Genomic DNA, 13,189 nt, shown 5'->3' on the forward strand with positions numbered 1-13,189 from the left:
TCGGGGGGCTCGGGCGTCCCGAGCGTCCTGGGTGTCCTCGGTGTTCACGCCGGCTGCCCCTCGTGCCGCAGGACCTCGGCGAGGCTCGGTGCCTTCCGGTCCCGCTCGGACACCGACACGGCCGGCAGCGGCCAGGGGATGGCGAGTTCAGGGTCGTCGAAGGCGATCGTCACGTCCTCGGCCGGGTCGTGCGGGCGGTCGATCCGGTACGAGACGTCGGCGGTGTCGGTCAGCGCCTGGAACCCGTGGGCGCAGCCCGCCGGGATGTACACGCTCAGCTGCGTCTCGCCGCTCAGCTCGAAGAAGGCCCGGCTGCGGTAGGTCGGGGAGCCGGGCCGCAGGTCCACGACGACGTCGAAGACCCTTCCGTACGAGCAGCGCACCAGCTTGGCCTCACCGGCGCCGGAGCGCAGGTGCAGGCCGCGCAGAACGCCGCGGACCGAGCGGGACACGCTGTGCTGGACGAAGGCGTTCGGGTCGAGGCCGACCGAGCGGACCACCTCGGCGTCGAACGTGCGGCAGAAGAAGCCGCGCTCGTCGGCGTAGGGCGTCGGTTCGAAGAGGTATGCGCCGTTGATCGCCGGGACTTCGGTCGCCTTCATGGAGCCTCCCGTGGGGCGCGGTCGTGGGTGTGGTCGTGTGCGTGAGTGCGGTCGTGCGAGTGGGCGTGGCCGGCCGCCGGGAAGAGCGCCGCGGTCAAGGCGCTGAACTGCTGCTCGAGCTCCCGGCGGGCGGCCAGGTTCCGCTCGGCGAGGGTCCGCCGCAGCTCCGGCGACTGCTTCTCCAGCGCCCGGAACTGCTCGAGCAGCCGGTCGGCGTCGACCTCGCGCGCCGGGTGGCAGTACTCGTCCAGCCCCATCCGGGCCATCAGCGCCTCGGTCTTCGCCGCGTAGCTCAGGGCGAGCGTCGGCGTGCCGACCATCAGTGCGCAGATCAGGTTGTGGTAGCGGGTCGCCACCACGGTGTCTGCGGCGGCCGTCTCCCGCATCAGGTCGGCCAGTGAGGCCGGCGCGGCGGCGGTGAGCAGCGGCGAGTTCACCGCGTCCAGGATCGCGGCGGCCACCGGCCGGTCGACGTCGTCGCCCATGAGCAGCCGGACCTGTCTGCCGTCCTCGACCAGCGTGCGGACGAAGCGGGTCGTCCCGTCGAGGTAGCGCCGGTGGATCTCCTCCGCCCGGGCGCGGTCGTCGTTCCCGCCGTGGAAGGCCATGACGCCGACGCAGACCGGGCCCGGCGGGCCGTCGGGCGTGCCCGGCGGCGGCGTCGGCAGGGAGAAGGCGAGGTCCGGGTAGACCTCGTCCCGCGCGGTGTCCACGCCCATCGACCGCATCGCCTCGCGGGACGGCGAGTCCCGGTACGACCGGTACGCGGCGAGCCGCGCCGACCAGCGCACCAGGGCCCGGGTGGGCCGGCTGCCGATCGCGGCGGCGCCGACGCTGACCAGCGCCACCCGGGTGCCGAACAGCCGGCCGGCCGCGCAGAGCAGGAACAGTGCGTACGGGAAGCCCCACGGCCGCAGCGGCAGCGTGGCCTCCAGGACGCCCATGCCCGGCACGATCACCACGTCGTGCCGGCGCACCCAGACGGCGGTGCGGACGGCGTCGACGAGCTTGCCCAGGCCCTTCGCCGCGATCGCGCCCGCCCGCGACGCGGTCCGGTACTCGGCGCGGTTCCAGTGCAGCCGCGTGGCGGGGATCCGGAACCGGGCCGTCACGGCCTCGGGCCCGCCGCACAGCGCGTCCACGGCCGCCTCCGGGTGTGCGGCGCGCAGGTATCCGAGCAGGGCCTCCAACGACCCGTCGTTGCCGAGATTGCCGGAGCCGAGCAGCCCGAACACCCCGACCCGTACCGGCTTCCGGTCCGTGGACGTCACGCCGTCCTCCCTTCGCGGCCGGCCACCAGGGCGTCGACGGACACGGTGAGCAGGGCCGGGTCGACCGGGTCGCGGTCCTCGACCCGCTCGCCGGCACCCGGCCTGGCCCGGCTGGTCAGCCACGCGGCCAGGTGGCCGAAACACGCCCGCCGGTCGGCCGGGGACAACGGCGCCCGTCGGACCGCCGAGACGAAGCCCCAGACGTACTCGGCGAGCAGCCGGGGCGTCGGGTGCAGCGGACCCGCCCGGCGCGGGTCCAGGTTGACGCACCGGGAACGCTTGGACGGGTTCGCCCGCTCGGCGCGGGTGGGGTGGTCGCGTCGGAAGTACAGCAGCTCCGGCACCTGGTGGAAGGGCCCGTGCAGGGCGATCTCGGCGACGAACGTGCGGTCGGCGTGGTGGTAGCTGTCCATCGGTCTCACCCGGCGCAGCACGTCGGCCCGCAGCACCCCGTAGAAGTCGTCGCCGCCGGGCTCGAACAGCATGCTGCGGAAGCGCTCCGGCGCGTGCGGCGAGGCGGTGGCGAGCCCGTACTCGTAGGGGACCTTCAGCTGCCCGTCGCCGTCGATGACCGCCTGGTCGGCGTGCGCGAGGATCACCTCGGGCCGCTCGTCCAGCGCCTCCACGCAGCGCAGCAGCAGGTCCCGGCCGTACAGGTCGTCGTGCGAGGCCCACTTGAACAGCTCGCCGCGGGACCGGGCGAACACGAGGTTGTGGTTCGGTGTGGCGCCGATGTTCCGGGGCAGCCGGAAGTACCGGATGCGCGAGTCCTTCGCGGCGTACGTGCGGCAGATCTCCGCGGTCCCGTCGGTCGAGGCGTTGTCGGAGACGATCAGCTCGAAGTCCTCGTAGGTCTGGCCGAGCAGGGCGTCGAGCGACTCGGCCAGGTACTCCTCGCCGTTGTACACGGGCAGGCCGATGCTCAGCCTGGGTCGGGCGGTCATGAGGTCCTCACTTCGGGGATGGGGTTCTGGTTGTGCTCGCGCAGGGCGGACCTCAGCTGCAGCCACCACACGGCCGAGCTGCTGACGGTCGCGGCGGCGACGCCCCAGGCCGAGCCGGCCGTGCCGGCCACAGCCGCCCCGCCGAGTCCGCCGCCGACGTAACAGGCGGAGGCGAACAGCTGGCAGCGCAGGCTGCGCCGGGCTGCGCCGAGCGCGCGCAGCCCGGCCGCCGCTCCGGTGCCGAGGCCGGCGCCCGCGACGCCGAGGGTGAGCGGCACGACGAGCTGCGAGGCCGATTGCCAGACGTCACCGAGCACCAGCTCACCGAGCCGGTCCGGCACCGGCAGCAGCGCCCCGCCCCAGAGCAGCGCGGCGACGGCCTGCCCGCCGCCCAGCAGGAGGCAGAACGAGCCCAGCCGGTGCGGGGCCTGCCGCAGCACCCGTGCCGCCTCCGGGACGGTGACCAGCGACAGCCCCATCAGCACGGCGAGGAACGGGCCGAGCAGCAGCTCGGCGCCCCGCACCGCACCCACCGCGCCGACCCCGGCGATCGCGCCGAGCCCGTACGCCCGCAGCTGGCTCGCGCCGCTGAGGCTGACGTTCTCGACCAGGTAGCGGTAGCCGAGATCGCGCTGCTCGCGAAGCCACCCGCGCGCCCCGGTCATCCGCGGCCGGATGCCGGACTGGAGACGGCCGTAGGCAGCGGCCGCCGCGCCTGACGCGCCCCACGCGAGCACGAACGCGGCCACGCTGCCCACGCGGGCCGCCACGACCATGGCCGGGACGAGCGCGACGCCCCAGACCAGGTCGTTGACGAACGCCTTCCGCCCGGCGCCGGCGGCGAAGAACGAGAACCGCCAGGCATCCTGCAGCAGCAGCCCCGGCAGCATGACGCCGAGGCAGGCGAACGCGGGCCCCACACGGCCGCCGAGACCGAGCCCGACCAACAGACACACCGCGCCGAGAACCGCGCCGACGCCGAGGGCGGTGCCCGTCGACCGGGCCACCGCCCCACGCCAGGATGCCTCCGGCACACCGCTGAAGCGCACCACAAGCGGATCGGTGGCCAGCCCGCGGGAGACGTTGAGCACCACGCCGTACGTCACCCAGGCGAGGCTGAACACGCCGAACGCGGTCACCCCCAGCGAGCGGGCCACGTAGATGCCCACCACGAAGTTGGACATGCTGGAGGCCGCCTGGTCGGCCAGTCCCCAGGACAGCCGGCCGACCAGGGCCCGCTTGGCGGACCCGGCCGATGCCGTCGCCTTCGCCGCCTCGGTGGTCATCGGCGTCATGCCTTGATCAGCCCGGCGCTGCACAGGGCGTCGGCCGCGGCGGCGACGGCGTCGAACGGCAGTCCGGACCGCTCGGCGACGTCCAGCAGACCGTGTTCGCCGTCGGAGAGGCTGAGCACCCAGAGCATGGCCAGCTGGGCCTCCTTTGCGTCGCTGCGGCCTCCGAGCGAGTCGTACAACCCGCGCCGGCCGAGCTGCGGTTCGCCGTACGGGCTGAGGTTGACGTAGCGCCGGTTGCGGTCGAGGACGGCGAACGCCTCGCGGCAGACCGCGAGGGTGTCCGCCATCGCCTCCGAGGAGACGAAGTCCGGGTTGTCCGCCGAGGTGTGGTACTCGGGGTACCCGGCATACGGGGTCCGGCTGAGCGAGCCGACGCCGAGGTCGAACCCGGGCGAGCAGTACTGCCGCTCGTCGTAGCCGTACGGCGTGAACTCGGTGACGTGGTGCGGCCGTTCGGAGGTGCGCAGGACGTGCCGCAGCACCCGGTCGATCTCCGCGTCGCCGCGCCTGCTCTGCTTGTACGTCAGCCGGCCCCGGTCGCCGGCGCAGGCCAGCACCAGGCCGTGCTTGACCCGTTCCACCCGCTCGGCATTGCGGGCCAGCCAGGTGATCGCCCCGATGGTGCCGGGCGCGAAGATGAACCGGTAGGTGTAGTACGGCGTCCGCTCCGCCAGCTCCCGGGCGAGGAAGGTCGCCACCGCGACGCCCGCCAGGTTGTCGTTGGCCAGCGACGGGTGGCAGACGTGGCAGGAGACGATCACCTCGTCGGTGACCTGCCCGGGGACGACGTGCTCGGCGTAGGTGAGGTGGCCGTCGGCGAGCGTGGAGTCGATGCGCACCTCGTACTCGCCGTCCGGCAGCGCGTCCAAGGTCTCCTGGGCCAGGCAGAACCCCCACTCCGGCGTGTAGTAGCTGGTGCGGTACGGCACCCAGGACGGGTGGTCGGGCAGGGTGTGCAGGTGTCCGCGCAGCTCGGCCAGCGGCATGGTCGCCGCCACCGGGACGCTGTAGCCGAGCACATGCAGGCTGGACGCGGCGAAGTCGACGACCCGCTTGCCCGCGGCGTCGGCGATGTACGCGTCCCGGATGTTCCACTCCTGCGGCACCGTCCAGTCGAGCACCTGCGTCCCGGTCGGCACCTCGTGCACCTGCAGCGGGACGTACTCGCCGACGATGTCCAGGGTGGCGCGCACGCCGTCGCCGGTGATGCTCCGGCAGAGCGGGTACAGCCGCTCCACCAGTGCGTGCATCCGGTCGCCCATCGCGGTCATCGGCGCCACCGCAGGGTGTCGTCGACGGTGCCGGCGTCGGACGCCGCGCGCAGCACGGCCAGCCGGGTGAAGCGCTGCTCGAAGTCGTCCCGGCCCATCCCGAACTTCCGGTAGGCGTCGGCGAGTTCGAGCGCGCCGCGCTTCACCGTCCACGCGCAGTCGAAGCCGGGGACCGCGGCTCGGAACCGAGAGAAGTCCACCCGGTAGGAGCGCGGGTCGGCCCCGGCCTCCCCGGTGATCCGTACCTTCGAGCCCTCCACCGCCTCGGCGACCTGCTCGGCGATCTCGGCGACGGTGACGTTGTTGGTCTCGCTGCCGATGTTGAACGCCTCGTCGTGCACCGCCTCCCGCGGCGCGACCAGCGCGGCCGCGAAGGCCCGGGCGATGTCGGCGGCGTGAACCAGCGGGCGACAGGGGGTGCCGTCGGAGAGCACCAGCACCTCGCCGGACAGCAGCGCGTGGCCCACCAGGTTGTTCAGCACGATGTCGGCGCGCAGCCGGGGCGAGTAGCCGAAGGCGGTGGCGTTGCGCATGAACACCGGGCTGAAGTCGCCGTCGGCCAGGTCGTGCAGGTCGTCCTCCACCCGCACCTTGGACTCCGCGTACGGCGTCACCGGGCGCAGCGGGGCATCCTCGGCGACCAGGTCTTCGCCGCCGGCGGCGCCGTAGACCGAGCAGGTGGACGCGTACAGGAAGCGCCGCACCCCGGCGTCGCGGGCCAGCTTCGCCAGCTTCACGGAGGCGTGGTGGTTGATGTCGTAGGTGAGGTCCGGCGCCAGCGAGCCCAGCGGGTCGTTGGACAGCGCGGCCAGGTGGATCACGGCGTCCACCCCGGCCACGTGCTCGGCCGTGACGTCGCGCAGGTCCACCCGGTGCCCCGGCGGGTCGGCGGGCGTCGGGCCGAGGACGCAGTCCGCGAACAGGCCGGCGTCCAGCCCCACGACCTCGTGCCCGGCCTCGGCGAGGACGGGGGCCATCACGGTGCCGAGGTAGCCCTGGTGACCGGTCAGCAGTACGCGCAAGGTTCATCCCTCCAGATCGAGAACGAGCTTGGTGACGGCGAACGCCTCGGCGTAGCGCGTGTGGCATTCGATGCCGCGGATCCGGGCCAGCCCGAGGAAGGCCTCCCGGTCGTACCAGGGCCGGTGCCGCTGCGAGGGGTAGTGCTCCTGCAACAGCCGCACCTTCTCCTCGGCGACCTCCGGGGACAGCGGCTGGTACGCCGTCGGGCGGCCGAGGTCGCCGTCCCACTTGACGATCTCGTAGCCGAGCGCCAGGTGGTCGCGGAAGGCGGTGGTCACCAGCTGCGCCAGGCCGCGGTGGTCCTGGTGCGCGTCCTCGGTACGCGGTGCGAGGACCAGCTCCGGCTCGGTGCGCCCGCGCAGCTCCTCGACCGCGGCCTTGGCCTCGTCCCAGTGCGCGGGCAGCCGGCCGTCCGGCAGCTTGAGCACGGTCAGGTGCAGGTCGGCGCCCGGGCAGCAGGCGTCGAGCGCTGCCTCCTCCTCCAGCTCCCGCTCGCTGCCACCGCCGGAGAGCACCAGCGCGTCGACCCGCAGGCCCGGCCGCGCGAGGCACATCGTCAGCAGCGTGCCGCCGGCGCCGATGGCGATGTCGTCGCAGTGCGCCCCCACCGCGACGATCCGGTCCAGGCGCCCGGCTCCGAGCCGGATCACGCGGTCCTCGCCATGGCGCCGTCCCCGCTGCCGGGCGTCCCCGCGCCGTCCCGTTCCCACACGGCCCACGGTCGGTCGCCCCGGGCGTAGGCGGCGTCGAGCGCGGCCCGCTCCTTCACGGTGTCGGTCGGCTTCCAGAAGCCGCGGTGCTGGTGCGCCACCAACCGGCCGCGCTTGGCCAGTCCGGCGCACCCGTCGGCGACCAGGTCCCCGTCCTCGGGGATGTGGTCGAAGACCTCCTGGCGGAGCACGAAGTAGCCGCCGTTCTCCCACAGCGGCAGTTCGCTCACCGCGGTGATGCCCCCCACCAGGCCGTCCTCGCCCAGCTCCACGCAGTGGAACGACTGCTGCGGCGGCACCACCATCATCGACGCGCCGGCGTCGCGCCGGGCGAACCGGTCGATCATCTCCGGCAGCGGGGCGTCGGTGAGCACGTCGGCGTAGTTGGCGAGGAACATCTCGTCGCCGGCCAGGTGGTGCCGCACCCGGCGCAGCCGCTCCCCGATCGGCGAGTCGATGCCGGTCTGCGCGAATGTGATCGTCCAGGAGGCGATGTCGGTGGACAGCAGCTCGGTCCGCCCGCCCCGCAGCACGAAGTCGTTGGACGTCGTCTCCTCGTAGTTGAGGAAGAAGTCCTTGATGTGGTGTGCCCCGTACCCGAGGCACAGGATGAACTCCGTGTGCCCGAAGTACGCGTAGTAGCGCATGACGTGCCAGATCAGCGGCCGCGGCCCGACCATCGCCATCGGCTTGGGCACGTCGTCGGACGCTCCGCTGCGCATCCGCAGCCCGTAACCGCCACAGAACAGGACGACCTTCACGGCTTCACCTCGACGATGCTCAGTTCCGGGATGGGGAAGACCAGCCGGCCGCCCCACTCGTGCAGATAGGACAACTGCTCGACCAGCTCGGCCCGCAGGTTCCAGGGGAGGACGAGGACGTAGTCCGGCCGGTCGGCGGCGATCTGCTCGGTCGGCAGGATCGGGATGCGGGTGCCCGGGGTGAACCTGCCGTGCTTGTAGGGGTTCCGGTCGACCGTGTACGGGAGCAGGTCGGGCCGGATGCCGCAGTGGTTGAGCAGGGTGTTCCCCTTGCCCGGGGCGCCGTAGCCGACGACCGTCTCGCCGCGCTCGGCCGCCTCGACCAGGAAGCGCAGGAGGTCCCGGCGCACCTTGGCCACCCGGGCGGAGAACTCGGTGTACCCGGACAGGTCCTGGAGCCCGGCGGCCTTCTCCCGGTCCAGCACCTCGGCCACCACCCGGGTCGGCTCGCCGGCCACCTCGGCCGGCCGGGCCCACAGCCGGATGGAGCCGCCGTGCGTGGGCAGCAGCTCGACGTCCACGAGGGTGAGTCCGCCGCCGGCCAGCGCCCGGGCCGCGGAGGCGACGGTGTAGTACTGGAAGTGCTCGTGGTAGATCGTGTCGTACTGGTTCTCCTCGATCAGGGTCAGCAGGTGCTGCACCTCGATGGAGACCCAGCCGTCGTCGGCCACCAGGGCGCGCAGCCCCCGGGTGAACCCGACCACGTCGGGGATGTGCGCGTACACGTTGTTCGCCACGACCAGGTCCGCCGGGCCGTGCTCGGCGCGGACGGCCGCGCCGGTGGCCGGGTCCAGGAACTCGGTGAGCGTCGGCACGCCCTTCTCCCGGGCCGCGGCTCCGACGTTCACCGACGGTTCGATGCCGAGACAGCGGATCCCCCGCTCCACCACGTGCCCGAGCAGGTAGCCGTCGTTGCTCGCGACCTCGACCACGAAGGCGTCCGGGCCGAGCTCCAGCCGCTCGACGGCCCCGGCCACGAAGGTGCGCGCGTGGTCCACCCAGGAGGTCGAGTAGGAGGAGAAGTACGCGTACTGCGTGAACGTCTCCTCCGGCGTGATCAGCGGAGGGATCTGCGCGAGCCAGCAGTCGGTGCAGACCCGCAGGTGCAGCGGGTACGTCGGCTCCGGCCGGTCCAGTTCGTCGGCCGCGAGGAAGCTCTCGCACGGCGGGGTCGCCCCCAGGTCGACGACGCTCCCCAGCGCCGTCGAGCCGCACAGTCGGCATCGTGTCATCTACTGCCCCCATTCCCGCCCGCGCGGGGTGCCCCGTCGCGAGCCAGCGTTTCCGTTCCCCACCGGCGGCGCGCCGTCCGCGCCGCCGGACCGCCCCGCCATCGCGGTGCGGTACCCCTCCACCAGGCGCTCCAGCCCGACGGCCGGGCTGAAGCCCTGCTCGTACCGGCGCCGGGCCGCCCGGCCCATCTCCCGGTTGCCGTCCGGATCGGCGGTGATCCGGCGCAGGCAGGACGCGAGCGAGGCCGCCTCGCCCGGCCGGTGCAGCAGCCCGGTCACCCCGTCCTCGACGAGTTCGACGAAGGCGCCGTGCCCGGCGGCGACGGCCGGGACCCCGGACGCCATCGCCTCCACGACCACCAGGCCGAACGCCTCCAGCCACGTCGAGGGGGCCACCACGGCGACCGACCGGGCGACGGCCTGCCGGCACCGGTCCCGGTCGTACAGGCCGACGTACCGCACGTCGTCCCGGCCGGCCGCCCAGGCGGTCACCTCCCGCTCCAGCGGGCCCGCACCGGCGACCACGAGCGGTACGCCCACCCCGCCGTCCGCGGCGATCTGGTCCCACGCGGCCATCAGCAGCCGTACGCCCTTGGCCTCCGCGAGTCGGCCGAGGTAGAGCAGGTGCTCGCCGGCGCCCGTGCGACGGACGCCGGGTTCGGGTACGAAGTTGTGCTTCACCGCCAGCCGTTCGGCCGGCAGACCGGCCCGCGCCAGGACGTCGCGCTGCGCCGCCGAGATGCAGAAGAACCGCTCCACGCCGGACCACCACCGCCGCCGGTTGACCGCCAGGCCGACCGCGAGCGGCACCGTCGCCAGCCGGGAGTTCCGGTAGCAGCCGTGCCGGACGGCGGGCAGCGGCGTGGCCCCGACGCACTCGGTGCACGACCGGCCGTCCCGCTGCAGCGTGCCCGGCGGGCAGACCTGGGTGTAGTTGTGCAGCGTGGCGACGGCGGGCACGCCGGCGTCGGCGCAGGCGGCCAGCACCGAGGGCGACAGGAGCGGGAAGACGTTGTGGATGTGCACCACGTCCGGCCGCTCGGCGCGCAGCCGGGCCGCCAACTCGGTGCGGACCGCAGGGTTCCACGGCACCAGCAGCGGCACCGCCACCTTGCCCGGCAGCGACCGCCGGGCGATGTCGTCGCTGCGTCGCTCGAACACCTCGACCCGGTGGCCGGCCTCCCGCAGCAGGGCCACCTCCTGGTCGACGACCTTGTTCTCCCCGCTCGGCTGCGCCGAGGCGTAGCGGTTGTGCACCACGAGGACGTGCATGTCAGGTGAGCTCCGTTCGCTGGGCCCGGGGCGCGGTGCGCCGCCGGGGGACAGCAGGCGTCGGAAGGACGGCGGACACGGTCGGCGCCGCCAGCAGCGAGGCGGCCACGGTCAGGTGCAGCAGGTAGGGCGAGGCGTCGCCCAGCCCGGCCTCGGTGTACGAGGCGATCGCGCAGTAGCTGATCAGGAAGATCGCGGCGGCCCGCTCCGGCGACGGCGGCCGTAGCAGCGCCACGCCACCCAGCACGACGAAGACCACCGCCACCACGGCGACCCCGGCCAGACCCTGCTCGTTGTAGACCGCCAGCCAGCTGTTGTCGATCGGCAGCCCGCCGAACGACTTGTCGCCCAGCCCCACCCCGAACACCTGCTCCGTGGTCGTCCGGGGCGCCGCCAGCAGAGCGTCCCAGACCTTGGCCCGGCCGGTCAGGTTGGAGAAGTTCTCCTGGCTCTGGCCGCGCAGGAACCAGGCCTGGAGCAGCGAGCTCAGGCCCACCCCGACCACGGTGGCCAGCAGCACCGCCCAACTGAAGAACCGGCGGGCGGCGGCGCTGGTCATGACGAGCGAGCCGATCGCCAGCGCCAGGCCGATGATCAGGCCCAGAGTGGCCGTCCGGGTGTGGGTCAGCGCGAGCAGGACGAGCGAGGGCACGATGATCGTCGCCGCGCTCGCCCCGGTGGTCCGGCGGTCCAGCAGGAGCAGCACGGTGAGCCCGATGATCACCGCAGCGTACTGTCCGATCTGTGGCGGGGTGAGCGGCCACAGCGCGCCGACCAGCCGTCCGCCGTAGAGGTCGGGCATGGCCGCGCCCGGTGAGGCGACCAGTCCGGCGGCCACCGACACGAGCACGCCGAAGTACATCCGGATGTGGAACCGGACGAACGTCGGGCTGCCGTCCCACCAGCGGCTGAGCAGCCACAACGTGCTGACGAAGAGTGTCAGCCGGAAGCAGCGGAACAGCGCGCCGAACCCGGACTCGAGGTTCGCGCTGGAGATCACGCTCAGCACCAGCAGCAGGGTGAGCAGGAACAGGAAGGCACTGGCCCGGACGCGCAGCCGGAGGTTGAGGACGAGCGCCAGCGCGAACGCGGTGGCCAGCGCGCCCATGGTGGCCATCTGGATGAGAGAGCGGGGGAGCGGGACGATGGTCCGCGCCCCGGCCGAGCCGAGCGTGTTGAGGATCAGCAGCCCCCAGATCATCTCGACGGTCCTCGGCGGCCCGGCGGGGCCCGGTCCGGCGCGGGTCAGGTCATGTCCCATCTCAACCACCGGTCCGCGGCTGGAAGGTGCTGCCCGCGTCCTGCCGGTACGGAGCGCCCTGCCACTGCCCGAAGTCGAGCGTCCGGCCCGGGTCGTGGGCGACGAAGCTCCACGGCCCGACGTAGGTGTTGTCGTGCCAGCGGTTCTGCTGCTTGCCGGTGATCGCCTCGGCCACCGGTTCGCCCTTGTACGGCGACCACTCCGGGTAGGTGCCGTAGTTCGCCAGCACCGCCATCCGGCCGCACTTCGTGGTGCAGCCGACGACGGCCGGGTTCAGCGTGAAACGGTTGTCGTGGATGTCCACCCGCTGGGTTTTCCACCGGCAGTCGGCGTAGAGCGGTGCGGTGGCGATCGCCGGCTGGGCGCAGCTGCCGGTGTTCTTCACCAGCAGCGTGCAGTCACCGGACGAGGTGTTGGCCGGGCTGTTGCAGAACCTGTCGGCGTTCTCCCACAGGGTGATCCCGGACCAGTTGTCCTCCAGCACGTTCCGGTCGATCTCGATCTTGTCGGTGCGGGCCGGGATCCGTGGTTCGCCGCCGGACTCGGACAGGTAGACGGTCGCGAACGGGAAGTTGTCGCCGCGGTCGGCGGACCTGCGGCCCTCGACCCAGTTGTTGTGCCGGATCGTGTTGTTCCGGATGACCGCGTTGTAGCTGGCCTCGTACACCAGCGCGGCACCGTCGTTGGCCTCCAGCACGTTGTCCTCGATGCGGAAGTCGTTGTTGTCGGTGTCCGCCCACAAGCCGGGTCCGCGGTTGTCGTGCACCCAGTTGCCGCGGATGTCGGCGCCGTCGACGGCCCAGAACTTGATGCCTCCGGTGCAGCCGCAGCCCGGCTGCCGTCCCTCCCAGTCGTCGGTGTTGTTGCCCACGACCTCGTTGCCCTCGACCAGCAGGCCCTTGATGGGGCCGCCGGTCTTGTACGCGTTCATTCCGTACTGTCCGTTGTCGCGGAGGCAGTTGGCGCGGACCTGCTGGCGGGCACCGGACATCAGCCCGGCGCCGGAGTTGTGCTGGATCGTCGCGTGCTCGATCACCCACCCGTCGGCCATGTCGTGGTTGACCACGCCCTCGTCGTGCGGGGCGACGAAGCCCTGCACGGTCAGGTAGCGGATGGTCACGTCGGGGGCGGTGCCGCTGAATGCGTAGTTGTTGGTCTTCCGGCCGTCGAGCACCGCGCCCGGCGCGCCGAGATAGGTGTCCCCCTCCTTGGTCACGACCTGGGCGTAGCGGTCCGGTTCGAGCGTGTGCGTGCCCGGGAGCAGCCAGAACGTGGTGTGCGGGGGGTTGCTCCTGGTCTTCGACGCCAGGTCACCGACCACCGCGGGGTCGACCGTCACCGCGCCCGCCGGCGTGGCCGCCGGCCCGGCCGCGGGCTCGGCGCACACCCGGGCCACGGCCACGGCCCCGGACGCGGCCCCGGACGGCGTGGCGGTCGGCTTCGCCGGGGCGTCCGGCGTGCTCGTACAGCCGGTCGCCACCAGCAGGGCGAGCGTCAGCGCCGTCGCCACCGTCGCCCCCCGGCGCCACCTCGTGATCCCCACCCGC

At 73.0% G+C, this 13,189-nt stretch carries 12 protein-coding genes; all 12 read right to left on the reverse strand.

From position 1 onward, the window contains the following. Nucleotides 1-44 precede the first annotated feature (44 nt). Genes rfbC through FHR36_RS38900 form a run of 12 tightly spaced genes read right to left on the reverse strand, consistent with a single transcriptional unit; the run spans nucleotide 45 to nucleotide 13,185 of the window. Nucleotides 45-602 carry a dTDP-4-dehydrorhamnose 3,5-epimerase gene (gene rfbC, locus FHR36_RS38845; RefSeq protein WP_253804975.1) on the reverse strand — a complete coding sequence of 186 codons (558 nt, stop codon included), beginning with the start codon at nucleotides 600-602 and terminating at the stop codon, nucleotides 45-47. Continuing rightward, nucleotides 599-1,873, reverse strand: a complete 1,275-nt coding sequence (locus FHR36_RS38850) for a polysaccharide pyruvyl transferase family protein (protein WP_253804976.1) — start codon at nucleotides 1,871-1,873, stop codon at nucleotides 599-601. Before FHR36_RS38850 ends, rfbC begins: the two co-directional genes overlap by 4 nt. Then, on the reverse strand, nucleotides 1,870-2,817 hold the full coding sequence (locus FHR36_RS38855) for a glycosyltransferase family 2 protein (RefSeq protein ID WP_253804977.1): 948 nt from the start codon (nucleotides 2,815-2,817) through the stop codon (nucleotides 1,870-1,872). The genes FHR36_RS38850 and FHR36_RS38855 overlap by 4 nt, the downstream gene beginning before the upstream one ends. Then, nucleotides 2,814-4,112, reverse strand: a complete 1,299-nt coding sequence (locus FHR36_RS38860; protein WP_407660901.1) for an MATE family efflux transporter — start codon at nucleotides 4,110-4,112, stop codon at nucleotides 2,814-2,816. The genes FHR36_RS38855 and FHR36_RS38860 overlap by 4 nt, the downstream gene beginning before the upstream one ends. After that, the gene (locus FHR36_RS38865; protein WP_253804978.1) at nucleotides 4,109-5,392 is read right to left on the reverse strand and encodes a DUF4910 domain-containing protein; all 1,284 of its coding nucleotides are present in this window, start codon (nucleotides 5,390-5,392) and stop codon (nucleotides 4,109-4,111) included. Before FHR36_RS38865 ends, FHR36_RS38860 begins: the two co-directional genes overlap by 4 nt. Continuing rightward, nucleotides 5,380-6,405 (reverse strand): NAD-dependent epimerase/dehydratase family protein, encoded by a 1,026-nt coding sequence (locus FHR36_RS38870; RefSeq protein ID WP_253804979.1) that lies wholly within the window; start codon nucleotides 6,403-6,405, stop codon nucleotides 5,380-5,382. Before FHR36_RS38870 ends, FHR36_RS38865 begins: the two co-directional genes overlap by 13 nt. Nucleotides 6,406-6,408: 3 nt before the next feature. Then, on the reverse strand, nucleotides 6,409-7,056 hold the full coding sequence (locus FHR36_RS38875) for a PIG-L deacetylase family protein (RefSeq protein ID WP_253804980.1): 648 nt from the start codon (nucleotides 7,054-7,056) through the stop codon (nucleotides 6,409-6,411). Beyond that, entirely contained in the window at nucleotides 7,053-7,877 is an 825-nt protein-coding gene (locus tag FHR36_RS38880) for a glycosyltransferase family protein (protein ID WP_253804981.1), read from the reverse strand. Before FHR36_RS38880 ends, FHR36_RS38875 begins: the two co-directional genes overlap by 4 nt. Next, entirely contained in the window at nucleotides 7,874-9,109 is a 1,236-nt protein-coding gene (locus FHR36_RS38885; RefSeq protein WP_253804982.1) for a class I SAM-dependent methyltransferase, read from the reverse strand. Before FHR36_RS38885 ends, FHR36_RS38880 begins: the two co-directional genes overlap by 4 nt. After that, the gene (locus tag FHR36_RS38890) at nucleotides 9,110-10,381 is read right to left on the reverse strand and encodes a glycosyltransferase (RefSeq protein ID WP_253804983.1); all 1,272 of its coding nucleotides are present in this window, start codon (nucleotides 10,379-10,381) and stop codon (nucleotides 9,110-9,112) included. It lies immediately after the preceding gene. Nucleotide 10,382: 1 nt separating this feature from the next. Beyond that, nucleotides 10,383-11,642 carry an O-antigen ligase domain-containing protein gene (locus tag FHR36_RS38895; protein ID WP_407660902.1) on the reverse strand — a complete coding sequence of 420 codons (1,260 nt, stop codon included), beginning with the start codon at nucleotides 11,640-11,642 and terminating at the stop codon, nucleotides 10,383-10,385. Nucleotide 11,643: 1 nt separating this feature from the next. Then, nucleotides 11,644-13,185 carry a right-handed parallel beta-helix repeat-containing protein gene (locus FHR36_RS38900; protein WP_253804984.1) on the reverse strand — a complete coding sequence of 514 codons (1,542 nt, stop codon included), beginning with the start codon at nucleotides 13,183-13,185 and terminating at the stop codon, nucleotides 11,644-11,646. Between the last annotated feature and the right edge of the window lie 4 nt (nucleotides 13,186-13,189).

The organism is Kitasatospora cinereorecta, from assembly GCF_024172095.1.
GTDB classification, from domain to species: Bacteria; Actinomycetota; Actinomycetes; order Streptomycetales; family Streptomycetaceae; genus Kitasatospora; species Kitasatospora cinereorecta.

Coding starts and splice junctions, on each gene's coding strand:
- rfbC (WP_253804975.1), bottom strand. CDS start 602: ATGAAGGCGACCGAAGTCCCGGCGATCAACGGCGCATACCTCTTCGAA.
- FHR36_RS38855 (WP_253804977.1), bottom strand. CDS start 2,817: ATGACCGCCCGACCCAGGCTGAGCATCGGCCTGCCCGTGTACAACGGC.
- FHR36_RS38860 (WP_407660901.1), bottom strand. CDS start 4,112: ATGACGCCGATGACCACCGAGGCGGCGAAGGCGACGGCATCGGCCGGG.
- FHR36_RS38885 (WP_253804982.1), bottom strand. CDS start 9,109: ATGACACGATGCCGACTGTGCGGCTCGACGGCGCTGGGGAGCGTCGTC.
- FHR36_RS38890 (WP_253804983.1), bottom strand. CDS start 10,381: ATGCACGTCCTCGTGGTGCACAACCGCTACGCCTCGGCGCAGCCGAGC.
- FHR36_RS38895 (WP_407660902.1), bottom strand. CDS start 11,642: ATGGGACATGACCTGACCCGCGCCGGACCGGGCCCCGCCGGGCCGCCG.